This window comes from Streptosporangium vulgare, assembly GCF_042428775.1.
In the GTDB taxonomy this organism is placed as follows: Bacteria; Actinomycetota; Actinomycetes; order Streptosporangiales; family Streptosporangiaceae; genus Streptosporangium; species Streptosporangium vulgare.
On record NZ_JBHMBS010000001.1, the window covers coordinates 791342 to 817275 of the forward strand.

A 25934-nucleotide genomic window follows, 5' to 3' on the forward strand; every position below is an offset into this window, starting at 1 on the left:
TTCCTACTCCTGGGGGGAAAGGGGAGCGAAGCGGACGATGTTCCATGAGACGGGTGAGAGGTTCAGGGAGGCGCGGCGCCCCTCCAGGCGCGGGCCGTCGCCCGGCCGGGGGACGACACGGTCGGGCACGTCGGCGGAGTTGACCGCCGACAGGTCGTCGTCGGTGAGCTCCAGGTGCTCCACGGGCCGCAGCCCCTCGGGCAGCGTGAGCTCCAGCGCGCACGGGGCGTTCCGGTCGCGGTTGACCACGAACAGGACCAGCTCACCGGTCACCTCGTCGTGCGTGGCGGTCGCCCAGATGGCGGGTGCCTCCCCGTACCTGGCGGTCGGGATCACCTCGCACTCCGGCTCCACCCGCAGCACCTGGCCGCGGGCGTGTCGTGCGGTCAGCGCGAACGGGTGGAAGATGCTCTGCCGCCACGCCGGGCCACCCGGCTCGGTCCTGATCGGGGCGATCACGTTGGCCAGCTGAGCCTGGCAGGCGACGCCGACCCGGTCGGTGTTGCGAAGCAGCGTGATGAGCAGGCTGCCGACCACCACCGCGTCGGTCACGTCGTAGGTGTCCTCGATCAGCCGCGGGCGCTCCTCCCAGTCCAGTGACGACTCGCCGGAAAAGCGGCTCTGGTACCAGACGTTCCACTCGTCGAAGGAGAGCCTGATCCGCTTCTTGCTGCGCAGCTTCGCGCCCACGTGGTCGGCGGTGGCCGTGATCGAGCGGATCATGTGCTCCATGTCGGCGCCGCTGGCGAGGAAGGAGTCGGCGTCTCCGTCGGAGGGGTCGTAGTAGGCGTGCAGCGAGATGTAGTCGACCATCTCGTACGTCGCCTCCAGCACCTCGGCCTCCCAGGCGCCGAACGTCGGCATGCCGCTGTTGGAGCTGCCGCAGGCCACCAGTGACAGGCCGCCGTCGAAGCGCTTGAGGGCCCGCGCGGTCTCGGCGGCGAGCCGGCCGTACTCGGCAGCGGTCTTGTGGCCCATCTGCCACGGGCCGTCCAGCTCATTGCCCAGGCACCACAGCCGCACGTCGTGCGGCTTGTCGACGCCGTGCGAGCGGCGCAGGTCCGACAGGCGCGTGCCGCCGGGGTAGTTGGTGTACTCGACCAGCTCCAGCGCCTCGGCCACCCCCCTGGTGCCGAGGTTGAGCGCCATCATCGGCTCGACCCCGGCCTTGGCGGCCCAGGCCATGAACTCGTTGAGCCCGAAGCCGTTGCCCTCCAGGCTCCGCCAGGCGAGGTCCAGCCGTGCCGGCCGCTCCTCGGCCGGGCCGACGCCGTCCTCCCAGCGGTAGTTGGAGACGAAGTTGCCTCCCGGATAGCGGACCAGCGTCACCCCGAGCTCGCGGGTGAGCTCCAGTACGTCGGTGCGCAGGCCGTCGGCGTCGGCCAGCGGGTGGCCGGGCTCGAAGACGCCGGTGTAGACGCAGCGGCCCATGTGCTCGACGAAGGAACCGAAGAGCCGGGGCTCCACCGGGCCGATCCGGAAGGCGGGGTCCAGGGTGAGACGGGCGGTGGTCGCCAAGACACGACCTCTCTGTGAACGCGACGTTTCGTGGTACGGGGTTTCTACAACGTTGTTTCAACGTTGTAAACAGTCGCTTCGAAAGTCGATATCGGGGCGTTACGATCGTCGGAATCGGATCTCGTACGCTCCGTGGAGCGTCGGCCGGGCCGAGCGGCGGAGGCCGCGGCGGGAATGGGGGAGTAGGTGGGAGCGAGCCTGCGCGACATCGCGCGCCTGGCGGGGGTGTCGGTGAAGACCGTCTCCAACGTCGTCAACGGGTACGCCCACGTGTCGCCTGTGACACGGGCCAAGGTCGAGAAGGCGCTCTCCCAGCTGGAGTACCGGCCCAACCTGTCGGCGAGGAGCCTGCGTCAGGGACGCACAGGCGTGATCGCCCTGGCGCTGCCCGAGCTCGACGCCCCCTACTTCGCCGAACTGTCCAGGTTCGTCATCGACGCCGCGGCCGAGCTGAGGTGGCTGGTGGTCATCGAGCAGACCGACGGCAGCCTGGAGCGGGAGCGGCGCATCCTCGACGGGGTCCGCGACCACCGGGTGGACGGGGTGATCCTCAGCCCCATCGCCATCGGCGCCGACGAGCTGGCGGCGCGCACCGACGCCACCGCGCTCGTGCTGCTGGGCGAGCGGATCCACGACGGTCCCGCCGACCACGTGGCGATCGACAACGTACGGGCGGCGCGCGACGTCACCGAGCACCTGATCGGGCTCGGCCGCACCCGCGTCGCCGCGCTGGGCGCCGAGGACAACGCGGCCAGCGGCACCGCCCCCCTCCGCCTCGCCGGGTACCGCGAGGCCATGGTCGCCCACGGACTGCCCGAGACGGTCGCCACGGTCGAGCGCTACCGCAGGGACCAGGGGGCGGCGGCGATGGCCGCGTTGCTGGAGCGCGCCGAACCGCCCGACGCGGTCTTCTGCTTCAACGACCTGCTGGCACTGGGCGCCATGCGGACCGTTCTCTCCGCCGGGTTGCGAGTGCCCGAGGACGTCGCGCTGGCCGGTCTCGACGACATCGAGGACGGCCGTTTCAGCACCCCGACCCTGACGACGGTCGCCCCCGACAAGGCCCAGCTGGCCCGGACCGCGGTCGGCCTGCTCAAGGAGCGGATCGACGGCCCCGCCGACCGCCCTCCGAAGGAGGTGGGCGCGGGCTACCGGCTCATGGTCAGGGAGAGCACCGTCGGGCGGTGACCGGCGCGCCCCCTCCGGGAGGCCGGTCGTCCTCGTGACCACGATCCAGCGATAAATCTACGTTGTAAAGGCCGCGGGCCGGGTTTCAAGAATGGTCGACCGGAAGGTCGACGGGCGAGCGGGCGGGCCTACCCGTCGAGGGCTTCGGTGTAGCGGCGGGCGAGGGTGCGGACGTGGGCGACCAGTTCGGGTGGGCCGTCGACGCGGAAGTCCATCATCAGCATGCTGAGGTAGATGGCGACGGTCTCCAGGGCGTCGGCACCGGTGACGAGGACGCTGGTGTGGGAGTCGACGGCCTCGACGACGCCGACGGCGGGGTTGATGCGGGCGATCACGGTCTCGGCGGGGGCGAGGACGGTGACGCGAGCGTGCACCTTCCAGCCGGTCCGCGCGACCTCGCGCAGGACGAAGGCGACCAGGTCGTCGTCGGGGAGGGAGCGGGGCGCGAAGCGGCGGGACGCGGTCCGGACGCCGGTCAGGTCGGCGACGGGCAGCGCCCGCCAGGCGTGCGTGCCGAGGTCGTAGGCGACCAGGAACCAGCGGCGGCGCCAGCTGATCAGGCGGTAGGGCTCCACCTCCACCTCGGTCTCGGTCTCGGCGTGGGTCGCCAGCAGGGTCGCGCCGTCGCGGATCGCGCCCGCGACGACGGTGAGGGTCGCGGCGGGCACCGGGGCGTCCGGCTCGCGGGAGCCGACCGTGGCGGGCCCGACCGCGGTGGCCGACCGCAGGGCGGCCACCTTGCGCTGCAGGCGTTTCGGGAGGATCCGCTGGAGCTTGGCGAGCGCCCGGGTGAGGCTGGCGTCGATGTCGGTGATCCCGGTGGAGCCGTCCTCGGCCAGGCCGACGGCGAGTGCCACGGCCACCGCCTCGTCGTCGTCGAGCAGCAGCGGGGGCATCTTCGCGCCCTGTCCGAGCCGGTATCCGCCCACCGCGCCGCGCGCGGCGTGCACCGGATAGCCGAGTTCGCGGAGGCGCTGGATGTCCTGCCGCAGGGTGCGTCCGGTGACGCCGAGGCGCTCGGCGAGCTCGCGGCCGGTGTGGGACCGGTCCTGCAGCAGGGACAGCAGGCGCAGCACTCGAGTCGTCGTCGGAGCCATCGATTCCTTCTCGTCCCGAATGATTATTAGGAAGGAAAGCAGCCTAATGGGCCCATAGGTTGGTGTCACAGGCAAGGAAGAGATCGAAAGGCGAGATCATGAACACCACCACCACCGCCACCATCACCTCTCTGCGGCCGGTCTGGCGTGAGGTGCTGGCCGTCTCCTATCTGGCGCTGGAGAACAGCGTCGCGGGTGTGCGGGACGGCCAGTGGGACAACGCCACCCCGTGTTCGGAGTGGACGGTCACCCAGGTGGTTCAGCACGCCGCGGGCGACCAGCTCGCCTACGCGAAGATGCTCGGCATCGGGAACGGCCCCGCCTACGACCCCTTCTCGCCTTCCGGAGCCGTCGACGGCACCGCGGCGGAGCTGGTGAAGGACGCCATCGAGCAGACCGCCGCGGCGTGGGCGACGGTCGCCGACGACACCGAGACCGTTCCGACGCCGCTGCCGCACGGTGACCTTCCCACTCCGGTCGCCGCGGTGATGTGCGCGCTCGACGCCGCCGTGCACGCATGGGACATCGCGATCGCCACGGGACGGCCGTCCCCGCTCGACGACGAGCTCGCCGGCCACCTTCTCGCCGCGGCGCGGGGAATCGTCGAACCGCTGCGCCAGTGGGGTGCCTACGCACCGGTGGTCGAGACCGCCGGCGGTCCCTCCGCCACCCCGGTCGTCGACGACCTGCTCCGCTACCTCGGCCGCACCCCGCGCTGACGATCCGGCGACCGATCCCCGGACGAGTCACGGTCCTGCCCCTTCTTCCCCCGCTTTCCGGCCGCCGGGTCCGCGCCGAACCGCTGTCACCTCATGGCGCGGGCCCGGACCCGGGTGGGTTCTTCCCCCGGCCGTCCCCCCGCGATGGGAATCGGCGGGGAAAGGCCCGGATATGTCAACCGAGAAGATTCGAAGGCGCAGGACGCCGGGGCAATCGCGGCCGGTTCCGGTCGCGACACGCGGAGAGTCCATATACGGCCATATATGGCCATCGTGGGGCGCCCATCGTCGCCCACCTGTGCTTTCGTCATCCGGTGAAATCATTGCTTTACGGGATGCCGACGATGATTCACAATTCCTGCGGGGGGTCACACGCCGAAACGGTTCGATAGGGGAATAATGCAACTCGGCAGGCGATCCCTGATGGCGGTCCTCCTCACCCTCGTACTCCTCTCCCTGGGGTTACTCGTCGCCGCGCTGGCGATCGGCCCGGCCGGAGCGACGGCCCTGGCCGCCGCTTCGGCGCGGGACGTCCCGTACGCCGTCGTCCCGGCGGGGGACGTCCCGTACGCGGTCGCTCCGGCGAGGGGCGCTCCGTACGCCGCCCCGGCGGGGGCGGCCGCCGACACCACCCCGCCGACACGTCCCGCCGGAACGCGGCCCTGCCCGGTACCGGCCGCCTCCACCTCGACCGGCTACGCCTCCATCTGCTGGAACCCCTCGACGGACGACACGGGGGTCGTCGGCTATGACCTGTACCGCCTGGACGCCGGCGGTTTCGTCCTCGCCTCCACCACGACCGGCACGGTCGGCGGCTTCTCGGGCGAGCTGAACCGCTCGTACACGATGTACGTCGTGGCCAGGGACGCGGCGGGGAACGTCAGCCCGCCCTCCACCCTGATCACGGTGTCCGCGACGGTCGGCATGACGCCGACCGCCTCGCCGAGCCCCCTGCCCGGCGACCGCGTGCCCCCGTCCAAGCCGGCCGGCCTGACCGACCCCTGCATTTGGGACTTCCGGGGCGTCTCGTTCTGCTGGCAGCCGTCGAGCGACAACGTGGCGGTGACGGCGTACGACGTCTACCGCGAGACCGCGACGACCTATGTCAAGGTCGGTGCGGTCGCTCCCGGCTTCCTGCATTTCGCGGAGACCGGCCTGGTCACCGGGCAGCGCTACACCTACGTCGTGGTGGCCAGGGACGCGGCCGGCAACCTCAGCGCGCCGTCCGACCCGTTGTCCGCCCTCGCCAGGGAAGGTCTCCCCACCCCCACCCCCACCCCGACGCCCGGTCCGTCGTGCTCGGTGTCGTACCGCGCGACGACGGGGGGTCCGATGCTGACCGCGGATATCACCGTGCGCAACACCGGCCCGACCGCGATCGACGGCTGGACGCTGACGGTCGACTACCCGGCGTCGGCCGTGCGCCTCGTCTCGGGCTGGTCGGCCGACTGGACCCAGACCGGTTCACGTCTCACCGCCGTGAACAAGAACTGGAACAAGGTCATCCCCTCCGGCACGACGGTGCAGATCGGCTTCGTCGCCTCCTACAACGGGTTCTCGCCCGCCCCGCTGGGCTTCGGCCTCAACGGAAGGGCCTGCGCCACCGGCTGACCGCGTCCGGGCGGTGCCCGCGCGGCACCGCCCGGACCGCCCCCGGACCGCCCGTCCGGACGCGGCCGAGGTCGGCCGGCCGCTGCGGTCGTCGCGTGCGAGTCGCCCACGACGGCCTGTCTCATCGGGCCTGGGCCTTGACGGCGCCGTGGACCGCGTCGAGGAGGTCGGCGGCCCTGCGGTCGGGAACGCCCTCCCGGATGTGGTTCATGACGTAGCCGAAGGCGAGGCCGGTCGCCGGGTCGGCGAAGCCGAGCGATCCGCCGTAGCCGGGAAACCCGAAGGCGGTCGGGCTGTACCAGAACGCGTCGGGGGTCGGCAGGCCGAAACCGGTGCCGATCCGGATCGGCACCCGCAGGACGCGGTCGACGCCACCGGCCTGTTCCACGGTCGCCGCCGCCAGGGTGCCGGGCGTGAGAACGCGATGCCCGTCGACCTCGCCGATGAGCGCGGCGTAGAAACGGGCCAGCGCGCGGGCCGTGCAGATGCCGTTGGTGGAGGGCATCTCGGCGACCTGCTCGGCGGGGTCGTCGTGGTTGAGCATCGGCGTGACGACGCTCATCGACCGCCTGGTCAGCGACGTGGGATCGGCGTACGCCGCCATCATCTCGCGTGCGGACCCGGGCAGGGCGTCCAGGTCGATCCGGGCCAGCGCGTCCAGGTCGACGGGGGCGGCGACGATCCGGCTCACCCGGTGCAGCTCGGTTTCCGGCAGCCCGATCCACAGGTCCAGGCCGAGGGGGGCGGCGATCTCCTCGGCGAGGAAGGTGCCGAGGCTGCGGCCGGTCACCCGGCGGACGACCTCTCCGACCAGCCAGCCGTAGGTGTGCGCGTGGTAGCCGTGCGCGGTGCCCGGCTCCCAGAGGGGACGCTGGGCCGCCAGGGCGGTCACCATCGGGTCCCAGGCGATCGCCTCCGCCGGGGTGATCGGGTGGTCGATCGCGGGCAGCCCGGCCTGGTGGGTGAGCAGCCAGCGGACCGGGACGCGCTCCTTCCCGTTCGCCGCGAACTCCGGCCAGTAGTCGGCGACGGGCGCGTCGAGGTCCAACCGGCCCTGCTGGGCGAGCAGGTGAGCGCAGGCGGCCGTGACGCCCTTGGTGGTGGAGAACACGACCTGGAGCGCGTCGCGCCCCCAGCGGCGGCCGGTCGCGGGGTCGGCGATCCCGCCCCACAGGTCGACGACCTTCCGGCCGCGCAGGTAGACGCCGACCGCGGCGCCCACCTCCTGCCCGCCGGCCAGATTGGCCGCGAACGCCTCACGCACTCCTTCGAACCCTGGTGCGGTGTTCCCACCGATTTCGGGCATGCGTCATCGCCTTCCGTTCGGGATGTGTTGTCGGGAAGTGCTGGTGGGACCGTGTCGCCGGGAAGTGCTACCTACGCCATTTCTCGATGAGCCAGGCGCAGATCTCCGGCTCGGTCATCTCGGGGAACTCCTCGGTGAACGTGACGAGCGCGCGTACCGCCTCGTCCCGGTCCAGGCCGCGCGCCGCCGCCGCCGTCAGGTACTCCTGGCGTGCGGCGGAAGGGCGGCCTCCGCCCGCGCCGCGGCCCGGCAGGCCGTCGCGCCACCGCACGATCTCCTCCAGCCGGTCGGCCCGCCAGCCGGGAGCTCCGTCGACCTCGACGTCGGGCTCGGGAAAGGGGTGGCGCGAGTCGCGCGGGTAGCGGGAGCGCCACTTGTGCACCGCGTGCCGGCTCACCCCCAGCGCCTCACCGATGCCGAGAACGCCGAGGAAGTGCTCGGTCATGGCGCACCAACTTGTCTGTCCGGCCTCCTCCGTGGGTCCCATTCCTACCACGCCCGGGGCGGAGCCCCGCTCACCTGGCGCGTCTAACGTTGTCTACAACAGAGACGATATTAGGGAAGGCGACGAAACATCGTCAACAGGGGGGACGAGGTTATCTGTGGAGTGCGGAACTTTATGGATGCCTTATCCGTCATTCGGGAAGAACGGGGCAGTGCCAGAGGGAAGGCGGGGGTGGCGATAGGGGCGACACGTTCGCTCGCCGGGGGCGGGTGTGAGATGCGTGTGGACGAGGGCTGTCTCGTCGTCGACGTGCCGGGGCGTCATCCGATCCGGTTGCCGCTCACCGGCGAGGAACGCGCGGCCCGCCTGATCTTGTACCGCCTTCCCCGCGAGAACGGGGTCGTCTACGGGGTCGCGGTCCTGAACGCCGGGGGAAGGGGCATGCTCGACTCCCCGGGAGCCAGGCCCCGTCACCTGGTGGAGGCGTTCGCCGCGTACGCCGGGCTGCTCTTCGAGTATCGTCCTCATGCCACGGAGCGGGAGGGGCGCGTCCACCTTGAGACCCGGGCGCGGGGGTGGCGCAACACGGCGGACGTGGGGCTGCCGGTGCGTGGCGCCCATTCTCCCCGCGAGGTGGCGCTCCGGCTCCGGCCGTACGACGCGGTGTCCGGCGAGCTCCGGCCGTGCGAGGGGGCGCTGGAGGGCACGCCCTGCCCGGCGACCACGCTCAGCTGGGACGGCCGGACTCTGGTCGCGACGGATCCGGTGGTGGGACGTTCGCTGCGGCTCATGCCCGCCGCCCTGTACCACTACCGGTACGAGCGCCGGGTGCTCGTCTCCGGCAGGGAGGAGACGCGCTCCCTCACCGGCCTCGCCCTGCTCGACGCCGACGGGCTGGTGCTCGCCGACCTTCCCGGAGAGTGGCCGGTCCATGAGGTGGCCGCCTTCGCGGCCGGGCGGAGACTCCCCGTCCACGACGCCCTGGTGGCGCCGTCACAGGTGGTGCGCGCCATGCTGGGCAGGCGGGCTCCAAGCTGGACGCGCCTCACCGGGCTGGCGGTCCCCCGGTTGTCCAGGGCCAAGAAGACCATCGCGTTCTGCGCCGGGGCGGCGGGGTTGTTCGCGATGGCCTATGTCGTCACGGCGGGCGGCTGGTTCGCGTGGCGGGGGCTGTCCGCGCTGGGCCGGCTGCTGCTGGACCTGCTGGACGCCAAGTGGCTGGCGGTCTTCTTCGCCCCCCTGCTCGTCGTCCTGAAGCCCGCACGCGAGGTGTGGCACACCTGGCGCATCCGGCGTGGCACGGCGCTCGGGCCACCCGGGGGGCCGTACCTCTCCGTTCCGCGCGGCAGGACGGCTCGTGTCCCGTACGGCAGGACGCTGCGGGTCCGGCTCGGCGCGCGGATGGTGCCCGACGACCTGGAGATCGGGCCTGACCTGGGCTGCGCGGCCGGCCTGATGGCCTACCGCCACGAGAGGCTGTCCGGGCTCTTCGTGGTGGACGGCGAGGGCAGGCCCGTGCGCCACCTGCCCGGCCCCTGGCCGCTGGAGGACGCGCACCGCTTCGCCGCGCGGCGCGGGCTCGGCTTCGAGGTCCGTACGCTGAGCCGTGAGGAGTATCTCGACCTCACCGCCCGCGCTCACGACGCCGTACCCTGACGCGCACGACGCCGGTACGGGGGTTCGTCTCGATGCCAGATGCCTCTGAGCGGTGATGATTCCGCCGAGACGGATCGACGCCAGGTGGGCTCGTACGGCACCATTATGTGACGCATGACGGCAATGTCCTCTCCGGTGATCGGCGAAGCCTCCGGCAGCTCGCGGATCGCGGCGGGGTTCTGCCCGGGTGGAGGCCCGATCCTCTCGTGAACGACCTTCGACAGAACGCGCCGCCCCCACCCGCATACCTCTCACCTCCCCTGAAAGGCCCCCCTATGAGCGACCTCAACGCACTCCTCGCCCAGCGCGCCGAGCTGGACCGCCTGATCGAGGAACTCCAGTCCGGAGACCTGAAGGAGCGCGAGAACACGCTCAGCGACATCCTCGCGGCCGTCGCCGAGTGGGCCACCGTGCGCGGTCACGAGGCGCTCAGGAGGGAACTCAAGAACTGGGAGTACGTCACCTTCGCCGGTATCGAGGTCGGCGTGGGGCACGACGGCGGTGAGCGCTGGGGGCTGCCGCAGAGCTCGGTCAGCGTGATGGACTCCGTCAGCGGGACCGACGTGGAGTTCGGCACCACGCCCCCTCCGGTCCAGGCCGTCCTCGGCCTGCTGGAGGGCCTGCTGGCCACGCGCTAGCGCCACCTCGCGCGCACCCCGGGACCTCGGCCCGCACCGGCCGGGCTCGCTTCGCACGTACACCGGCGTCTCCGTTCGCGCCGGACGGGCTCGCTTCGCGCGTACACCGGTACCTCGGTCCGCACCGGCGGGCCCGGACTCGCGCGCACCCCGGGACCCCCGTTCTCCCCGGAGGGCGGGGGTTTTCGCGTCAGGGCTCCGCTTCGGAGCTCCGCCTAAGGGTTCCGCGTCAGAGCTTGCGGAAGGTCCTCGCCTCCTCGGCCGCCGCGAGCACGGCCCGCAGCGGAGAGCCGGTGCCCGCCGACACGACGGCCGAGATCGTCCCCTCCACGAACGGCACGTCGGCGATGACCACCCGTTCGTCCGCGAAGAGCCGGGCGGTGAGCACCGAGCTTCCCAGATCGGGGATGAGGATCACCCCGTCTCCCCGGTCCACCTCCTCGATCGCCGCCGCCACCAGGTCCGGGCTGGTCCCGAGGCCGCCGTCGTCGGTGCCGCCCGCGGCGGCGAGCGGGACGTTCGAGCCGCCGATCTGCGAGGCCAGCAGCGCCACCTCGGCCGCCAGCGGGCCGCTGTGCGAGATGAGGACGATGCCTACCACGGGCTCACCACGCGCCCGCGGCCCGGCCCGCCCTCGGGAACGGCCCGGCGGCCACTCGCCTCGGACGGAAAAGGCCGTGCCCGCTCGGCGGAGACGGGGAGGATCCCGGCGGGAGCCGGAAGCGGGCGGGAGCGCCCGATGGTCCTCGCGTGGTGGTTCGTGCGGGTCCGCGTGCCGTGGTTCGTGCGGGTTCGCGTGCGGAGGCTTGTGCTGGTCCTCGCGTGGTGGTTCGTGCGGGTTCGCGTGCGGTGGTTCGTGCGGGTCATCGCGCCGTCACCGTGTGCAGGGCGGAGAGGATGAGCGCGGTGGAGGCGGCGCCGGGGTCCTCGTGGCCCACGCTGCGCGGCCCGAGATAGCTGGCCCGCCCCTTGCGGGCCTGCATCGGGATCGTCGCCTCTGCTCCGACGCGGGCCGCCTCCGCCGCGGCGCCGATCGCCTCCGCGGGGTCCTTCCCGTCCTGTACGGCCTGTTCCAGTGCCCGTACGGCCGGGGCGAGGGCGTCCACCATGGTCTTGTCGCCCTCGGCCGCGGATCCCAGCTTCCGTATCCCGGCGAGCCCGGCCTCCAGGGCGGCGTGGAGTTGCGCGACGGACACCTCGGGGGTGTCGCCCAGCGCCTTGCCCGCCTCGCGGAACGCCGTGCCGTACAGGGGGCCGGACGCCCCGCCGACCTTGCGGATCAGGGTGTTGCCCACCAGTACCAGCAGCGGTCCCGGGGTGCCGGGTTCCCCGGCTGCCAGGGCCGTGGCGACCGCGGTGAGGCCCCGGTCGAGGTTGGCACCGTGGTCGGCGTCGCCGATCGCGGCGTCCAGGGCGGTCAGCCAGTCCTTCTCGGCGGCGACGGTCCTGGCGGTCTCCTCGATCCAGGCGGTGAAAAGGGCGGTGTCCAGCGCGGTGTTCATCTCAGCGTCCGTGTCGGTGTCGGTGTTCGGGCCGGTGGTGTTCGTACGGGTGCCGGTACCTGTGTCGATGCCCGGCGCGGTGCTCGTTCCGGCGTCCGCCTCGGAGGCCATCAGCGGCCCCAACGCAGGGCGGGGGTCTCGACGGGGGCGTCCCACAGCCGGGTGAGCTCCTCGTTCAACCGGCAGACCGTGATCGAGAATCCCTGCATGTCGAGGCTCGTCACGTAGTTACCGACGAGGTTACGCGCCGCCCGCGCGCCCTTCTCCGCCAGGTGGTCCACGACGGTCGCGTAGGCGACGTACAGCTCGATCAGCGGCGTGCCGCCCATGCCGTTCAGCATGACGAGGGTGTCGCCGGAGATCGGCAGGTCCTCGTGGATCGCGTCCATCGCCAGGTGGACCAGCTCGCGGGCCGGGCGCATGGCCGAGCGCGTCCGGCCGGGCTCGCCGTGGATGCCGATGCCCAGCTCGATCTCGGTGTCGGCGAGGTCGAAGGTGGGCATTCCCGCCGCGGGCGTGGTGCAGGGGCTCAGCGCGACCCCGAAGGAGCGGCTGCGGGCGTTGACCTCCCGCGCCACCCGCGCGACCTCGGCCAGCGGCGCGCCGGTCTCGGCCATCGCTCCGGCGATCTTCTCGACGAACAGCGTGGCGCCGGTGCCCCTGCGTCCCGCCGTGTAGAGGGAGTCGCGCACGGCCACGTCGTCGTCGACCAGCACGCTCTCCACCTGAACCCCCTCCTCGCCGCTCAGCTCGGCGGCCATCTGGAAGTTCAGCACGTCGCCCGTGTAGTTCTTCACGATGTGCAGGACGCCCGCCCCGCCGTCCACCGCCGCGGTGGCCTCGATCATCTGGTCGGGCACCGGGGAGGTGAAGATCTCACCGGCGCAGGCCGCGTCGAGCATGCCGTACCCCACGAATCCGGCGTGCAGCGGCTCGTGCCCGGACCCGCCGCCGGACACCAGGCCCACCTTGCCGGGGCGCGGCCCCGAGGCCCGGAACACGATCTGGTTGTCCACGTCCACCCGCAGCCCGGGATGGGCCGCCGCGACGCCGCGCAGCGCATCGGGAACGACGGACTCGACATCGTTGATGAGCTTTTTCACAGTTCCCAAACTCGCCCTGTTCGCGAGCGATGGCAAGCATCGGCCGCGGAAGCCCCTCCCCGGCGTCGCGTCCGCGGCGTCGAGTCCCGGTGCGCGTCCCGGTGTCGCGTCCCGGTGCCGCGCCTCCGCCGGACCGGACGGCCGGGGCCTGCGCGGGGCGGGGTGATCCGGTGGGGAGGCGGGAGGTGGGGAGGCGGGGAGGTGGGGACGCGAAGGTGGCGGGCGGCGGTGGCGCTGTAGGAGGATCTGCCCAGGTCCTATCCCCCTTGGAGGCGTCATGTCGGTGTTGCGGAACCTGGTGGAGAGCATCCGGAACGGCGGGATCGAGGTGATCGACCTGACGGCGCCGCTGTCGTCGGAGACGCCGATCCTGCGGCTGCCGGAGCCGTTCGGCAACACCGTCCCGTTCGAGCTCAGGGAGATCAGCCGCTACGACGACCGCGGCCCCGCCTGGTACTGGAACGACATCGTGACGGGCGAGCACACCGGCACGCATTTCGACGCGCCCGTCCACTGGGTCACCGGCAAGGACGGCGAGGACGTCTCGCAGGTGCCGGTCGACCGGCTGATCGCCCCGGCCGTGGTCCTCGACCTCGCCGCGGAGGCGGCCGTGGACCCCGACTTCCTGCTGGAGATCGCGCACGTCAAGGCGTGGGAGGAGGCCAACGGGCCGCTGCCGGAGGGCGGATGGCTGCTCTACCGCACCGGCTGGGACGCCCGCTCCCACGACCAGGAGCGCTTCCTGAACGCGAACGAGACGGGCCCGCACACGCCCGGCGTCTCGGTCGAGTGCGCCCGGTGGCTGGCCGAGGAGACCGCGATCGCCGGGCTGGGCGTGGAGACCGTCGGCACCGACGCGGGCGCCGCGCACGGCTTCGACCCCGCCTTCCCGTGCCACTCGTTCCTGCTGGGCGCGGGGAAGTACGGCCTGACCCAGCTGCGTAACCTCGACCGGCTCCCGGTGACCGGCGCCGTGGTCGTCGCCCCGCCGCTGCCCATCGCCGGAGGCTCGGGCAGCCCGCTGCGGGTGCTGGCCCTGGTCGAGAGATGAACGCCGCCGAGCTCGCGGGGCCGACCTCCGCCCCGCGCGGCTCCGGCGGGCAGGCGGTCACCGTACGGGACCCGGGGGCTCGCCGGGGCGGACCGGCGGGGGAGCGCGGGGAGACCTGGGCCGGTTCACACCGGTCCGCACGGGTCCACGCCGGGGTCGGCCCGCGCGTGCGGATCGCGATGGCAGGAGGAGGCGTTCCGGGGACATCGAGCCCGGCCACGCGCGGGCGTCCGGAAGAGGGGCGGGACAGGAACGAGGGAGGTCGGGCCGGGGAGAGAGCTGAGGTACGGTTCAGCCATGGCTGAGATCGTGTACCCCCCGGTCATCGGGGCGGCGTTGACCGTGTTCCGCGCGCTGGACCTCAAGATCCGCATCGAGGGCGCGGGCCACATCCCGCGGACCGGCGGGGCCGTGCTGGTCAGCAACCACATCAGCTATCTCGACTTCATCTTCGCCGGTCTGGCCGCGCGCCCCTCCGGGCGCCTGGTGCGTTTCATGGCGAAGAAGGAGGTGTTCGACCACCGGATCTCCGGGCCGCTGATGCGCGGCATGCACCACATCCCGGTCGACCGCGCGGCCGGGGCCGCCGCGTTCGGCGCGGCGCTGAAGTCGCTCAAGGGCGGCGAGGTCGTCGGCGTGTTCGCCGAGGCCACGATCAGCCGGTCCTTCACGATCAAGGAGATCAAGAACGGCGCGGTCCGGATGGCCGTCAGCGCCAAGGTGCCGATGATCCCGGTCTCCCTGTGGGGCACCCAGCGGCTGTGGACCAAGGGCCACCCCAAGAAGCTGCTGCAGCGGCACGTGCCGATCACGATCGAGGTCGGCGAGCCCATGTACCCCCAGCGCGGCGACGACTACGACGCCATCACCGTCGACCTGCGCGAGCGCATGGCCGAGATGCTCGACAAGGCGCAGCGGAGCTACCCGGAGATCCCGCCGGGCGTCTGGTGGCAGCCCCGCCACCTCGGCGGCACCGCGCCCACTCCCGAGGAGGCCGCCAAGCTCGACGCCGCCGAGGCGGAGGCCAGGGCGACCCGCCACAAGTCATGAACAGGTAGTTCGCAAGTGGTGTGTCTCATCCTTTCCCCATGAGCAGCGCATTCGAGGACGTGGCGAACGCCTTCCAGCCGGTGCCGACCCCCGGCCCGGGACGCACCCCGGGGAAGGTCGGCATGGCCATCCTGCTGATCCTGTGGACGGGGCTGGCCGTGCTGCCCTTCGTGGTCGCGGTCCCCGGCCTCAAGCTCGCGACGGGCTCGATCGGCACCCCGGGAACGCTCACGGTCGTCTCGTGCGAGGACCTGGGCCGGGGCCGCTACGACTGCAAGGGCAGCTTCGTGCCCGACAGCGGCGGCGACGCCGTCCCGGTCGACGCCTCGCCCGACTCCAGCGCCGGTGACGTCAGGCGGGCGCAGCTCGCTCCCGAGGGCGACCGCGCCGTGCCGACCGGCACCTCCGGCGTCCTGGCCGCGCTGACCATGCCGTTCCTCGGCGTGGGCGTGCTGGGCTTCCTGCCGTACGTCCTCCTCTACGTTCTCAGGGTACGGCGGGGGCGCCGGGCCGCCGTGGTCCTCGGGTGCCTCCTCACGCTCGTCTCGCTCATCGGGGTGGTAACCGGGATGGTCGCCGCCTACTCCTGAGCGTGCCGAGGCGTGCGCGGACGCCCGGCGGCGTGTCCCGGTGCCCCTTCGGGGGACGGGCTGAGGACAATCGTCGGATGGAGAAGATGACGGACGCCGAATGGCGTGAGTTCGTGATGACGGGGACGCGCACCGGCAAGCTCGGGGTGGTCAGGGCCGACGGCAGGCCGCACGTGACGCCGATCTGGTTCGTGCTCGACGGGGACGACGTGGTGTTCACCACCCACGAGAGCGGGGTCAAGGGCAAGAGCCTGCGGCGCGACCCCAGGGCGGTGCTGTGCGTGGACGACCAGGTCCCGCCGTTCTCCTATGTCATGATCGAAGGTATCGTCACCCTCTCCGCGGATCCGGACGAGCTGCTGAGGTGGGCCACCGAGATCGGCGGCCGCTACATGGGCTGCGAGCGCGCCCACGAGTTCGGCCGGCGCAACGGCGTACCGGGGGAGTGGCTGGTCCGGCTCCGCGTCGGCAAGGTCGTCGCCGACCGGGGTGTGACGGAGTGAGGATTCGGTGTGACGGAGTGAGGATTCCGCCGGACATCCCGGCGGTCGCGGGCCGGTGGAGGCGGCAGGCCGCTCGGGCATCCGGCACGTTCGGCATCCGGGCATCCGGCACGTTCGGGCATCCGGGCACGCTCTCGGGCACCTGAGACCCTTCTCCTCCCCGTCCCCGACCAGAGCCGGGATAACGGGCCCGGCAGGGACGAATCTGGTCGAAGTTCAAAATTTTTAAACACGGTGGTGAGCTGCTGGAACGCCCGATTTAGGGTGTCGTGCACTTATTTTGCTTGCATGGGTCCGCCGGAAGCGGGCACTCTTTCCCGCGCCCTCGACAGAGGACCACGACCGGGCGGTGGTCCTCTGTCTCGGCGGCGGGCGTAGGCACCCCATCGACGCCCCCGCTGGTTTCGGATCGAACCAGATGGAGGACAAGGTGACGCGAACAACCCCCGGCAGGTCCAACGAGGTGTCGTCGAGCGGATCGGGCGGAGCACCCAGGCGCGTTCCACGCCCGATGGTCCTCGCCACCGCCTTCGTACTGGCGGCCTCGGGCGGCGTCGGGGTGTCCTCGGCGTCGGCGGCATCGCCGCCGCCCGCTCCCACGCCGCCGGAGACGCCGACTCCCAGTGTGACGGTGACGGTGAGCGAGACACCGACCCCGGAGCCCACACCGACCCCGACGCCCACCGCCACGACGCCGCCGCGGATACCCCGGGTGGCGTTCCCCGGCGTGCTGCACGGCGAGTTCGTCCTACCGGCGAAGGACGGCTGCGGCTTCACGGTCTTCGCCCAGACAGGTCAGGCGACCGTCGTGGCGGAGGACTCGATCACGGTGCGAAGCCAGGACGGCTTCGAGAAGGTGTACGCGATCGCCGATTCCACCAAGTCCCTCTCGGGACGGCGGGGCAACACGATCAGGCAGGGTGACTGGGTCTCGGTGACCGCCACGACCACGACCACGACCCCGGGCGGACCGGCGACGGGTGAGACGACCCCGAGCGCGCCGACCGCGAACGGGCCGGCCATGAGCGTGCCGACCGTGAGCGAGCCGCCCTCGAGCGAGACGCCCACGAGTACGCCGACCGTGAGCGAGACGCCCACGGCCACGCCGACTGAAAGTGAGCCGCCCACGGATACGCCGCCCCCGAGCGAGACGCCCACGGACACGCCCACGGACACGCCCACCCCGAGCGAGACGCCCACGAGCCCGCCGACCGAGGGTGAGACGGCGACGGCCGCCTACGTCTTCGACCTGACGCGGCCCAGCAGGAAGTTCTGGCGCGGTGGCGATCGGTGGGCCGTCGACCAGTGGCGGTCCGGCAGGTGGCACGCGCCCCGCGTCTGCCCCACGCCTCCCGTCGTGACCCCCACGCCGCCTCCCTCCGAGACCCCGCTCCCTCCCTCGGAGACCCCGGCGCCTCCCTCGGAGACGCCGGTCGTCCCCACTCCCGAGCCGACCCCCACCGTGACGGAAACCCCGACCCCGACCCCCACCCCGACCCCGACTCCCTGAGCGTCCGGGGACCGGACGCGGGTGTCACGCGGACCTGAACCGCATGACCGCGCCATGGATCCGGGGCTGTCCGGCACGAGGTGACGGCCTCGGCTCCGGCCCCGCGCGGTGCGACACGGTGACGGCCGGGTCTCCGATCGGAGACCCGGCCGTCACCGTGTCCCGCGCGTCGGATGGTGGGCCACAACAGGACGGCGATCCGGCGAATGGCCCCGATCGTCCGTCGGCGTCCGCTCACGGTCGTGAACAGGAAACGGGCCGGAACACCGCACAAGGGCGTCGGAGACCGTGCCCGGCCGTGTTTGACCGGTCCGTGCGCGGGTAGCGGCGGTCGGCCGGGGACTGGTCGCCCCCTGTACACGAAGAACGAACAGAAAAGCGCGATGGGGTGGTGGTCGGTTGGGCAGGAAGGGCCTTCGATAATTCGGGTCGCCGACGGCGTGTTCTCGCCGCCGTCGCCGTTCGCGTCCAGGACCCGGTCGCGTACGTGTTCGTTCGACGGCACCATTCTCTTGGTCGAACATTCTTTGGTTCGGCCACATCCGGCCGGTCCGGAAATTCCCGCCCTGCATGAGGAGCGTTAATCGGGAAACGGCTGTTTCCGCCAAGTGGCGGCGCCTCCCTTCTGGAACGTTTTATGACGCGGGTCGTCGCTCGTAATCCGCGATTCGGCGACCGGGGGCCGCGGACGGCGCGCGGGGCCCGGCGATGTCGACCGAAATCCGGGGCCGTCGCGCCCGGTCACGCCGGGCCGTCGGCGCCCGGTGCGGGGACCGGCCGGCCGTCGAGCCGGAAACGGTGAATCCAGCCTGGTCAAGCGCCCCTCGCACTCCTCTGGCTCCCCGCTCGCGGGACTCCTCCTCCCGGGCTTCCCGGGGCGACGCGTACGGAATGGGGCGACGGGGCGTGACGCATTATGTCACGGTGAAAATCAGTATTACGTCAGGAGACTTATGATTGTCGACCACTGATTAGCAGCGACAGTGCCATTTATCGCTGGCTTGCCACATACGCGGTGATTTGCTATACGTAAAGGAGGGTAGGGTCTTGTTAAATCAAGATCGCATGCGTTGTCGTGTCGAATAGTGACCATCCGGAATTGATGGTATGGGTGTGTCACGTTCACTCCGCGTCGTCGATCCGCCGACGAAACGGCGATCCACCAGGAAAGGAAAGGAAAGGAAAGGTGACGAACGGCCGTGACGGTCCCCTTCCGTGGTCAACCGGGTTGTCGCGGAGGGCGCCGTGAACACCCGATCGAGAATGGGGATTGATGATGGGACGAGGCGAGATGATCCGATTAGATTGCTGTTAACGGGAATGTCGAGGCGCATATGCTTTTTCGTATACTGGGTCCGCTTGAAGTGCTGATCGGTGACACACCGGTCGTCGTCGGCAAGAACCGGCAGCGCATCGTTCTCACGATGCTCCTGGCCGGCGCCGGCCGCATCGTGACGGTCGGGGAGATCGTGGAGGCCCTCTGGGCGGGCAGGCCGCCGCGGACCGCCGCCGAGCAGGTGCAGACGTGCATATGGCAGCTGCGCCGCTCCTTCGCGCTCGCCGGAGCCGCCGCGGACCTCATCGAGACGACGTCACCGGGTTACGCCCTGCGCGTCGACCCGCAGACCGTCGACGCGCACCGGTTCAACGAGCAGGTCGCCGACGCCCGCTCGCTGGCCGCGCAGGGCGATCGGACGCTGGCGGCGTCCCGCTTCCGCTGCGCGCTGTCGCTGTTCCGCGGCCCGGTGCTCGCCGAGGTCGACAGCCCCGCCGTGCAGGCCATCGCCGCCAAGTGGGAGGAGCGGCGGCTGTCGGTCATCGAAGAGTGCATCGACCTGGAACTCCAGTGCGGTCGCGGCCGGGAGCTGATCGACGAGCTGATGGCCCTGGTGGAGCGGTATCCCCTGCGGGAGGGCCTGCGCGCGCAGCTGATGTACGGGCTGTACTGCGCCGACCGGCGGGCGGAGGCACTGGAGGTCTACGCCGCTGGGCGGGTGCTCCTCGTCGACGAGCTCGGCCTCGAACCCGGCCCGACCCTGCGGGAGATGCACCAGCGCGTCCTGGCCGGCGAACCGGTTCACGCCCTGGAGGACACGCCCGTCAACGTGCCCGCCCAGCTCGTCGCGGACCTGCCCGACTACGTCGGCCGGCCTGAGCACGAGCGCCGCATCCGTGCCGCGCTGACGGCCGAGAGCCAGGGCGCCCGCATCTGCGGCGTCTACGGCAAGTGGAGCTCCGGCAAGTCGGCCATGGCCCTGCACGTGGCCCACCAGCTGCGCGACGAGTTCCCCGACGGGCAGCTCTACGCCGATCTGCGCGGCTCCCGGCCCGACCCGGTCGACGTCGGCGACGTGCTGTCCTGTTTCCTGCGCTCCTTCGGCGTCGCCGACACCGCGATCCCGAAGGAGCTCGCCGAGCGGGCCGCGATCTACCGCAGTCTGCTCGACCGCAGGCGCGTGCTCATCATGCTCGACGACGTGCTCGGGGCCGGTCACGTCTGGCCGCTGATCCCGGCCACGCCCGAGGCCGCGCTGCTGATGACCAGCCGTTCGAACCTGTCCGACGTCCCGGGCAACTTCCCCGTCGAGGTGGGCATGCTCACCGTCGACCAGTCGGTCGAGCTTCTCCGCAAGGTCGTGGGCGTCCACCGCATAGCGGCGGAGCCCGAGGCGGTGGACCAGGTGGTCGGCGCGACCGGCAGGCTGGCACTCTCGGTGCGTGCCGCCGCGGCGCGCCTCGCCTCCCGCACCCACCTCAAGATCGGCCGTCTCGCGCAGCGGCTGAGCGACCCGGACCGCCGGCTGGACGAGCTCTCCCACGGCGCGTTCGACATGCGCTCCTACCTGGCCCCCAGCGTCGAGGCCCTCGACCCGGACACGCGGCGGGTCTGGTACGCGGCGGGCATGCTGCAGGTGCCCGACTTCGGCGCCTGGGTGATCGCCGCCGCCGTCGACACCCCGATCGCCGAGGTGGAGCCGATCCTGGAACACCTCGTCGACCGGGGACTGCTGGACGTGGCGGGCACCGACCACATGGGGGTGTTGCGCTGCCGGATGCACCAGCTGATGGGTCTGTACGCCAGGGAACGTTCCCTCAGCGAGCTGACCGCCGCGCAGCGGACCGGCATGCTCGATCGCGCCACCGACTGCTGGCTGGGTCTCGCCCAGGGCGCCGAGCGACTGCTCAAGGGCGAGGCGGGAGCGTCCGGCCTGATCGAATGCCCGACGTCGGTGTGCGAGCAGATGATCGAGATGGTGACGTCCGATCCGGGTGCCTGGCTCGAACTCGAGGCCGAGGGGCTGCGCTTCGCCGCCCGCCATCGCGGCCGGCTGCCCCGCGTGCCGGCACCGGCCCGCCCCCGGCTCGGCCGCCCGGAACTCGGCATCGTCGGCGCGGACGCGGACGACCAGGACGGTGTCGCGGCCGTGCCGTCCGCGAGCTGACGGCCGCCGTGCGAAGGCGCGGGAGGTGGACGGGGCCCGGCCGGGTGGCGTCCGTGCGCGCGGAACGCGTACGGACGCCACCCGGCCGGGCTCACCGACCCGGACCGGCGTCCAGGTGTCCGCTGTCCGGGGGCACGCCGCCCGGACGAACGTCTGGATGTCCGGTCGGATGTCCGGCCGGGTGTCCGTCGTCCGGGGATGCGCCGCCCGGACGCACGTCGTCGGGGCGCGTGCCGGGCACCGGGGCGTACGCCGCCGCGCACGAGCCGGTCGTGGCGGTCCATCCGTTCGTGCCGATGACGTGTTCCAGCGCCGCCGTGACGCGGTCCAGCTCCCCGTCGGGGAGGGCGTCCGCGAAGATCTCCGACACCGCCGCGTCGAACACCGGCTTGGCGGCCTCGAGGGCCTTCTCGCCGGCCGGTGTGAGCTCGGCCCAGGTGGCGCGGCGGTCGCGGGGCGACATCGTCCTCCGGACCCAGTCGCCGGGCTCCTCCAGCTTGGCGACCAGCCTGGTCACCCCGCTCTTGGAGAGCATCAGGTCGCGGGCGAGCTCGCCCATCCGGGCACGCCCGCCGTGCCGTTGCAGAACGGCGAGCAACTCGTGCTCCGCCAGCGTCATCCCCGCCCGCGAGCGCAGGACCGCGTCGAGACGCACGTTCGTCATCCCGTTGAACCGGAAGATCGCGGCCCAGGCCGCCATCTTCCGCTCCAGCCGACGTTCGTCCATTTTACTACCATATCGCAACAGTTGACTCGTGCACTATTCCACTTATACCGTTGAATCAAGAACGGTTGTCAAGTGAACAGTTGAGAGGTGTGCTAATGAATACCCGAATCGCAGTGATCTACTACTCGGCGACGGGCAACGTGCACGCGCTCGCCGAGGCCCTGGCCCGTGGCGCCGCCTCGGCGGGGGCGGAGGTCCGGCTGCGCCGGGTCACCGAGCTGGCCCCTCGTTCGGCGATCGACTCCAACCCGGCCTGGCGCGAGCACCTTGACGCCACCGCCCACGTCGAGGAGGCCACCGTCGACGATCTCGTCTGGGCCGACGGGTTCGCCTTCGGCACGCCCACCCGCTTCGGCAACGTCAGCTCCCAGCTCAAGCAGTTCCTCGACATGACCGGCAAGATCTGGCAGGAGGGCGAGCTGGCGGGCAAGGCGGCGACCGGGTTCACCAGCAGCTACGAGGTCCACGGGGGGCAGGAGACCACCCTGGTCGCCCTCTACAACGTGATGCACCACTGGGGCTCGATCATCGTCCCCACCGGGTACGTCGACTACGACCTCATCCACGCCGCGGGCGGCAACCCGTACGGCATCAGCATCCGTGACGGCGACGAGGACCTGGCCAAGCATGTGTACGCCGCCGCCGAATACCACGGTGCCCGCTTCACCCGGATCGCCGAGGCGCTCAAGCCACTGCGCGCCGCGGACGCGTGACGCCCGCCCCCGACAGTCGCACTGCGAGGCGCGGACGCCCGACGCCCGCCCCGGCACCGACTCGTCGCGCGCCGGACGTGTGACGTCCGGCCCGGCCACGAACCACCGCGAGCCGCGGACGCGAGACGTCCGGCCGGTACGACAGGCGCCACCCGAAACCGCCGGAGCATCGCTCCGGCGGTTTCTTCGTCTTCGTCTTCGCTGTCTTCGCCGTCTCACGGCCCGCCCAGGCCGGGGCCGGTGAGAGATGGGGAAGAGAGCATCGAGAGCCGACGCCCATAGCGTGAACTCACGTGATTGCAGGCGGTTCCCGGACATCGTCGCGTACGGGTCCGGACCGGGCTCCCGGCCAGCAGAGGCGGTATCACATGCGCGAAGCACCGAACACGAATCAGACCGGCCAGGATGACTTCCGCGCCCTGATGGCGGGTTTTCCCACCGGGGTGGCGGTCGTGACGGTCGTCTCCGCCGACGGCAGTCCCAGAGGCATAACCTGCTCGTCGGTCTGCAGCGTCACCCTCGCCCCGCCGACCCTGCTGGTGTGCGTGCGCAACGCCAGCCCGACCCTGGCGGCGGTGCTCGCCGCCCGGCGGTTCACCCTCAATCTTCTCGACCACAACGCCCGGCCGACCGCCGAGTTGTTCGCCTCCGGGGATCCGCGTCGCTTCGAGCGCGCCGAGTGGACGGTCGACGGCGGGGCGTGCGGCCCGCACCTGGTGCGGGACGCCCACTCCATAGCCGACTGCCTGGTGTCGCGCGCCGACCGGGTCGGCGACCACACCGTCGTGATGGGCGCGGTCCAGCGCGTGCTGCGCCGCGAGTCGCGCCGTCCGCTGCTGTACGGGCTGCGCCGCTACTCGGTGTGGCCGGAACCGCACGAGCCCGTCCCAGCCGAGATCACGGACGTCGCGGAGCCCGCCTCCGCGGGGCGCCGCCCCCGGCCCGCGTTGACCGCGGAAACCGCGAGCCACCGAATGTCATGAAGGAGCACAGATGACCAGCTCGACGAGGAGCACCTTCGCCCCGGTCTCCGACCCGTACCAGCACACTGAGAACTTCCGCCGGGCTTTCAACTCCGGTGACGCGGCCGCCGTCGAGGCCGGTCTGGAGGACGGCGCGGTCTTCGTCCGCGGCCCCGGCGATCCCGTCACCGGCGGCGAGGCGAGCAAGGCGATCGCCGACTTCCTCGCGCTCGGGCTGCCCATGGACATCCGCGACCGCCACGTCTACGTCGCGGACGACATCGCGCTGATCATCGCCGACTGGGTCGTGGAGGGCACCGGCCCCGGCGGCGACCACATGCGGATGGAGGGAACGAGCACCGACGTCATCCGGCGCGGTGCCGACGGCCTCTGGCGCTCGGTCATCGACAACCCGCACGGCACCACGCGCCCCGCGGCCTAGACCGCCCCTCGACGCCCCGCCCCCTGAGACACCCCGAGACCCCAAGGAGAGAACGTGACCATCACCACGCCCGCCCCCTCGGGGGCCATACCCCTGCCGGACTGGTCGGCCAGGCCGGACACGCCGACGGGATGGGTCGACCGCGCCCGGGAGGTGGCCGACGTGCTGAGCGTCGGCGCGGCCGAGCGCGACCGCGCCAACCAGACGCCGCACGAGGAGATCCAGGTCCTCAAGGAGTCGGGACTGGTGCCGATCTTCGGTCCCGTGGAGCACGGCGGCGCCGGCCAGGAGTGGCCGACGGCCTACCGGGTCGTGCGGGCGGTCGCCTCGGCCGACGGGTCGATCGGCCAGCTGCTGGGCGACCACTACACCTGGTGCTGGCTGCCCCGCTGGCTGGGCACCGAGGAGCAGATCCGGCGGCTGGAGATCGAGGCCACCCGGGGCAACTGGTTCTTCGGGTGCGCCCTCAACCCGCGCGACGCCGACGTGGTCGCCACGGACGAGGGCGACCACCTGGTCTTCAACGGCAGCAAGCACTTCTGCACCGGGGTGAAGGTCTCCGACCACACGGTGCTGGAAGGCGTGCTGAACGGCGAGGACCACGTGCTGGCCGTCGTGCCCACCGACCAGCCGGGCATCATCCACCACAACAACTGGGACAACATGGGCCAGCGCCTGACGGAGAGCGGCGGGATCACCATCCGCGACGTCCGGGTGCCCTGGGAGGACGCGCTGGGCTACCGGGGCAAGGTGTTCGAACCCCGAACCTACGCGACCACGAACGTGCCGACCGGCCAGCTCCTGTTCTGCAACATCTGGCTGGGTGTCGCCGGGGGCGCGCTGCGCGCCGCGATCGAGTACACCCAGACGGGCCGGGGCTGGGGCGGCTACGAGCGCACCGTCGACGAGCCCCGCGTCCAGGACACCATCGGCGACCTGACCGCCAAGCTCTGGGCCGCCGAGGCGCTGGCCGACCAGGTCGCCGAGGAGGGCATGGCGCTGCACCGCGACCCCGACTCGGTCACCCCCCGGATCCGGGGCGAGTACAAGGTGCGTACCGCGGCGGTCAAGGCGCGGGCCGACGAGGTGGCGCTCGAGGTCACCTCACGGATCTTCGAGGTCACCGGGGCCCGCTCCACCGCGAACCGGTTCGGCTTCGACCGCTTCTGGCGCAACGTCCGTACCCACACGCTGCACCACCCGGTGGCCTACCAGCGCCGCGAGGTCGGCCTGTACCGGCTGCTGGACGAGGTGCCCGAGCCCGGCCGCTACTCCTGACGACGGCCCCGAACAGGAAGGACGAACCTGCCGTGACCACGATCCCGCACGTGCCCCTCAACGATGGCGTGTCCATCCCGCAGCTCGGGTACGGGGTGTTCCTCATCCCCGCCGACCAGGTGGTGGAGCCGATGACGACGGCGATCGAAGAGGGCTACCGCCTCATCGACACCGCCGCCGCCTACCAGAACGAGGCCGGAGTCGGAAAGGCGATCGCCAACAGCGACGTCCCGCGAGAGGAGTTCTTCGTCACCACCAAGCTGTGGAACGACGCCCACGGCTACGACGAGACCATGCGGGCCTTCGACGAGAGCATGGCCCGGCTCGGCCTCGACCATCTCGACCTGTACCTGATCCACTTCCCGCGCCCCGCGCTGAACCGGTACGTGGACAGCTGGCGGGCGTTCGAGAGGCTGCGGGCCGACGGCCGCGTCCGGTCGATCGGCGTGTCGAACTTCGGCGTCGCCGAACTCGACCGGCTGGCCGAGGAGTGCTCGGTGGTTCCCTCGGTGAACCAGATCGAGCTGCACCCCCTTTACCCGCAGCACGAGCTGCGCGCGGCGCACGCCGAACGCGGCATCGTGACGCAGGCATGGAGCCCCATCGGCCGTGACCAGGGACTTCTCCAGCACCCCACGGCGGTGGAGATCGCCCGGGAGTGCGACAGGACCCCCGCGCAGGTCGTGCTGCGCTGGCACCTGCAGCACGACATCGTCGTCATCCCGAAGTCGGCCAGGCCCGAGCGCATCCGCGCCAACATCCAGGTGTTCGACTTCACCCTCGACGAGTCCCAGATGGCACGGCTGGACGACCTGGGCACCGAGCAGAGATGCCACCCCGTCCCCGGCACGCTGTTCGACGTGTCGTGACGGCCCCACGCGC

At 71.6% G+C, this 25934-nt stretch carries 24 protein-coding genes; 16 read left to right on the forward strand and 8 right to left on the reverse strand.

The genetic code is table 11. The annotated features are described in order from the left end of the window. Window positions 1-3 precede the first annotated feature (3 nt). The gene (arfA, locus tag ACFFRH_RS03305) at window positions 4-1518 is read right to left on the reverse strand and encodes an arabinosylfuranosidase ArfA (protein ID WP_344745312.1); all 1515 of its coding nucleotides are present in this window, start codon (window positions 1516-1518) and stop codon (window positions 4-6) included. A gap of 186 nt (window positions 1519-1704) precedes the next feature. On the opposite strand from arfA, the gene ACFFRH_RS03310 reads away from it, so the two are divergent. Continuing rightward, complete coding sequence (locus tag ACFFRH_RS03310; RefSeq protein ID WP_344745311.1) at window positions 1705-2706, forward strand: LacI family DNA-binding transcriptional regulator; 1002 nt, start codon at window positions 1705-1707, stop codon at window positions 2704-2706. Between the two features lie 128 nt (window positions 2707-2834). On the opposite strand, the gene ACFFRH_RS03315 is transcribed toward ACFFRH_RS03310, so the two are convergent. Further along, complete coding sequence (locus ACFFRH_RS03315; protein ID WP_344745310.1) at window positions 2835-3803, reverse strand: helix-turn-helix transcriptional regulator; 969 nt, start codon at window positions 3801-3803, stop codon at window positions 2835-2837. A gap of 98 nt (window positions 3804-3901) precedes the next feature. Between ACFFRH_RS03315 and ACFFRH_RS03320 the strand changes: the two genes are divergently transcribed. Both ACFFRH_RS03320 and ACFFRH_RS03325 read left to right on the forward strand, forming a co-directional pair. Beyond that, entirely contained in the window at window positions 3902-4522 is a 621-nt protein-coding gene (locus ACFFRH_RS03320; protein ID WP_344745309.1) for a TIGR03086 family metal-binding protein, read from the forward strand. 423 nt (window positions 4523-4945) lie between these two features. After that, window positions 4946-6133: a cellulose binding domain-containing protein gene (locus ACFFRH_RS03325; RefSeq protein ID WP_344745308.1), complete on the forward strand. Its 1188-nt coding sequence runs from the start codon at window positions 4946-4948 to the stop codon at window positions 6131-6133. A 121-nt stretch (window positions 6134-6254) separates the two neighbouring features. Here the strand turns inward: ACFFRH_RS03325 and ACFFRH_RS03330 are convergent, their stop codons facing one another. Together ACFFRH_RS03330 and ACFFRH_RS03335 are read right to left on the reverse strand one after the other, a co-directional pair. Continuing rightward, window positions 6255-7439, reverse strand: a complete 1185-nt coding sequence (locus tag ACFFRH_RS03330) for a serine hydrolase domain-containing protein (RefSeq protein ID WP_344745307.1) — start codon at window positions 7437-7439, stop codon at window positions 6255-6257. A gap of 67 nt (window positions 7440-7506) precedes the next feature. Beyond that, the gene (locus ACFFRH_RS03335) at window positions 7507-7884 is read right to left on the reverse strand and encodes a hypothetical protein (RefSeq protein WP_344745306.1); all 378 of its coding nucleotides are present in this window, start codon (window positions 7882-7884) and stop codon (window positions 7507-7509) included. A gap of 276 nt (window positions 7885-8160) precedes the next feature. On the opposite strand from ACFFRH_RS03335, the gene ACFFRH_RS03340 reads away from it, so the two are divergent. Both ACFFRH_RS03340 and ACFFRH_RS03345 read left to right on the forward strand, forming a co-directional pair. Further along, window positions 8161-9540 carry a hypothetical protein gene (locus tag ACFFRH_RS03340; protein ID WP_386153994.1) on the forward strand — a complete coding sequence of 460 codons (1380 nt, stop codon included), beginning with the start codon at window positions 8161-8163 and terminating at the stop codon, window positions 9538-9540. A 275-nt stretch (window positions 9541-9815) separates the two neighbouring features. After that, window positions 9816-10178 carry a hypothetical protein gene (locus ACFFRH_RS03345; RefSeq protein ID WP_350967304.1) on the forward strand — a complete coding sequence of 121 codons (363 nt, stop codon included), beginning with the start codon at window positions 9816-9818 and terminating at the stop codon, window positions 10176-10178. A gap of 229 nt (window positions 10179-10407) precedes the next feature. Here ACFFRH_RS03345 and ACFFRH_RS03350 read toward each other — a convergent pair whose 3' ends face one another. The 3 genes from ACFFRH_RS03350 to dhaK form a co-directional block, all read right to left on the reverse strand. After that, window positions 10408-10779, reverse strand: a complete 372-nt coding sequence (locus tag ACFFRH_RS03350) for a PTS-dependent dihydroxyacetone kinase phosphotransferase subunit DhaM (RefSeq protein WP_344747201.1) — start codon at window positions 10777-10779, stop codon at window positions 10408-10410. Between the two features lie 262 nt (window positions 10780-11041). Next, entirely contained in the window at window positions 11042-11791 is a 750-nt protein-coding gene (gene dhaL, locus ACFFRH_RS03355) for a dihydroxyacetone kinase subunit DhaL (RefSeq protein ID WP_344747200.1), read from the reverse strand. After that, complete coding sequence (gene dhaK, locus ACFFRH_RS03360) at window positions 11791-12783, reverse strand: dihydroxyacetone kinase subunit DhaK (RefSeq protein ID WP_344747199.1); 993 nt, start codon at window positions 12781-12783, stop codon at window positions 11791-11793. Before dhaK ends, dhaL begins: the two co-directional genes overlap by 1 nt. A gap of 277 nt (window positions 12784-13060) precedes the next feature. Here dhaK and ACFFRH_RS03365 point away from each other — a divergent pair, with 277 nt between their 5' ends. The 6 genes from ACFFRH_RS03365 (at window position 13061) to ACFFRH_RS03390 (ending at window position 20930) form a co-directional block, all read left to right on the forward strand. Continuing rightward, window positions 13061-13834: a cyclase family protein gene (locus ACFFRH_RS03365; RefSeq protein ID WP_344747198.1), complete on the forward strand. Its 774-nt coding sequence runs from the start codon at window positions 13061-13063 to the stop codon at window positions 13832-13834. Between the two features lie 297 nt (window positions 13835-14131). Further along, window positions 14132-14884, forward strand: a complete 753-nt coding sequence (locus ACFFRH_RS03370) for a lysophospholipid acyltransferase family protein (protein WP_344747197.1) — start codon at window positions 14132-14134, stop codon at window positions 14882-14884. 38 nt (window positions 14885-14922) lie between these two features. Continuing rightward, window positions 14923-15474, forward strand: a complete 552-nt coding sequence (locus ACFFRH_RS03375) for a hypothetical protein (protein ID WP_344747196.1) — start codon at window positions 14923-14925, stop codon at window positions 15472-15474. Window positions 15475-15551: 77 nt separating this feature from the next. Further along, window positions 15552-15977: a PPOX class F420-dependent oxidoreductase gene (locus ACFFRH_RS03380; RefSeq protein ID WP_344747195.1), complete on the forward strand. Its 426-nt coding sequence runs from the start codon at window positions 15552-15554 to the stop codon at window positions 15975-15977. A gap of 430 nt (window positions 15978-16407) precedes the next feature. Continuing rightward, window positions 16408-17487: an RAD23 family protein gene (locus ACFFRH_RS03385; protein WP_344747194.1), complete on the forward strand. Its 1080-nt coding sequence runs from the start codon at window positions 16408-16410 to the stop codon at window positions 17485-17487. A gap of 1364 nt (window positions 17488-18851) precedes the next feature. Beyond that, window positions 18852-20930, forward strand: coding sequence for an AfsR/SARP family transcriptional regulator (locus ACFFRH_RS03390; protein WP_344747193.1), 2079 nt, complete (start codon window positions 18852-18854; stop codon window positions 20928-20930). Between the two features lie 91 nt (window positions 20931-21021). On the opposite strand, the gene ACFFRH_RS03395 is transcribed toward ACFFRH_RS03390, so the two are convergent. Continuing rightward, the gene (locus ACFFRH_RS03395) at window positions 21022-21657 is read right to left on the reverse strand and encodes a MarR family winged helix-turn-helix transcriptional regulator (RefSeq protein WP_344747192.1); all 636 of its coding nucleotides are present in this window, start codon (window positions 21655-21657) and stop codon (window positions 21022-21024) included. Window positions 21658-21752: 95 nt separating this feature from the next. Here ACFFRH_RS03395 and wrbA point away from each other — a divergent pair, with 95 nt between their 5' ends. The 5 genes from wrbA to ACFFRH_RS03420 all read left to right on the forward strand — a co-directional run bounded on the left by wrbA (window position 21753) and on the right by ACFFRH_RS03420 (window position 25921). Next, complete coding sequence (gene wrbA, locus ACFFRH_RS03400; RefSeq protein WP_344747190.1) at window positions 21753-22370, forward strand: NAD(P)H:quinone oxidoreductase; 618 nt, start codon at window positions 21753-21755, stop codon at window positions 22368-22370. 368 nt (window positions 22371-22738) lie between these two features. After that, window positions 22739-23353 carry a flavin reductase family protein gene (locus tag ACFFRH_RS03405; RefSeq protein WP_344747189.1) on the forward strand — a complete coding sequence of 205 codons (615 nt, stop codon included), beginning with the start codon at window positions 22739-22741 and terminating at the stop codon, window positions 23351-23353. 10 nt (window positions 23354-23363) lie between these two features. Further along, window positions 23364-23774 (forward strand): YybH family protein, encoded by a 411-nt coding sequence (locus tag ACFFRH_RS03410; protein WP_344747188.1) that lies wholly within the window; start codon window positions 23364-23366, stop codon window positions 23772-23774. A 54-nt stretch (window positions 23775-23828) separates the two neighbouring features. Next, window positions 23829-25052 carry an acyl-CoA dehydrogenase family protein gene (locus ACFFRH_RS03415; protein ID WP_344747187.1) on the forward strand — a complete coding sequence of 408 codons (1224 nt, stop codon included), beginning with the start codon at window positions 23829-23831 and terminating at the stop codon, window positions 25050-25052. 50 nt (window positions 25053-25102) lie between these two features. Next, window positions 25103-25921, forward strand: coding sequence for an aldo/keto reductase (locus ACFFRH_RS03420; RefSeq protein ID WP_386154006.1), 819 nt, complete (start codon window positions 25103-25105; stop codon window positions 25919-25921). The last annotated feature ends 13 nt before the right edge of the window (window positions 25922-25934 follow it).

Excerpts from the sequence above, each read along its gene's own strand:
- ACFFRH_RS03315 (WP_344745310.1), bottom strand. The coding sequence starts at position 3,803 with ATGGCTCCGACGACGACTCGAGTGCTGCGCCTGCTGTCCCTGCTGCAG.
- ACFFRH_RS03320 (WP_344745309.1), top strand. The coding sequence starts at position 3,902 with ATGAACACCACCACCACCGCCACCATCACCTCTCTGCGGCCGGTCTGG.
- ACFFRH_RS03325 (WP_344745308.1), top strand. The coding sequence starts at position 4,946 with ATGGCGGTCCTCCTCACCCTCGTACTCCTCTCCCTGGGGTTACTCGTC.
- ACFFRH_RS03330 (WP_344745307.1), bottom strand. The coding sequence starts at position 7,439 with ATGCCCGAAATCGGTGGGAACACCGCACCAGGGTTCGAAGGAGTGCGT.
- ACFFRH_RS03335 (WP_344745306.1), bottom strand. The coding sequence starts at position 7,884 with ATGACCGAGCACTTCCTCGGCGTTCTCGGCATCGGTGAGGCGCTGGGG.
- ACFFRH_RS03340 (WP_386153994.1), top strand. The coding sequence starts at position 8,161 with ATGCGTGTGGACGAGGGCTGTCTCGTCGTCGACGTGCCGGGGCGTCAT.
- ACFFRH_RS03345 (WP_350967304.1), top strand. The coding sequence starts at position 9,816 with ATGAGCGACCTCAACGCACTCCTCGCCCAGCGCGCCGAGCTGGACCGC.
- dhaL (WP_344747200.1), bottom strand. The coding sequence starts at position 11,791 with ATGGCCTCCGAGGCGGACGCCGGAACGAGCACCGCGCCGGGCATCGAC.
- ACFFRH_RS03365 (WP_344747198.1), top strand. The coding sequence starts at position 13,061 with ATGTCGGTGTTGCGGAACCTGGTGGAGAGCATCCGGAACGGCGGGATC.
- ACFFRH_RS03370 (WP_344747197.1), top strand. The coding sequence starts at position 14,132 with ATGGCTGAGATCGTGTACCCCCCGGTCATCGGGGCGGCGTTGACCGTG.
- ACFFRH_RS03375 (WP_344747196.1), top strand. The coding sequence starts at position 14,923 with ATGAGCAGCGCATTCGAGGACGTGGCGAACGCCTTCCAGCCGGTGCCG.
- ACFFRH_RS03380 (WP_344747195.1), top strand. The coding sequence starts at position 15,552 with ATGGAGAAGATGACGGACGCCGAATGGCGTGAGTTCGTGATGACGGGG.
- ACFFRH_RS03395 (WP_344747192.1), bottom strand. The coding sequence starts at position 21,657 with ATGGACGAACGTCGGCTGGAGCGGAAGATGGCGGCCTGGGCCGCGATC.
- wrbA (WP_344747190.1), top strand. The coding sequence starts at position 21,753 with ATGAATACCCGAATCGCAGTGATCTACTACTCGGCGACGGGCAACGTG.
- ACFFRH_RS03405 (WP_344747189.1), top strand. The coding sequence starts at position 22,739 with ATGCGCGAAGCACCGAACACGAATCAGACCGGCCAGGATGACTTCCGC.
- ACFFRH_RS03410 (WP_344747188.1), top strand. The coding sequence starts at position 23,364 with ATGACCAGCTCGACGAGGAGCACCTTCGCCCCGGTCTCCGACCCGTAC.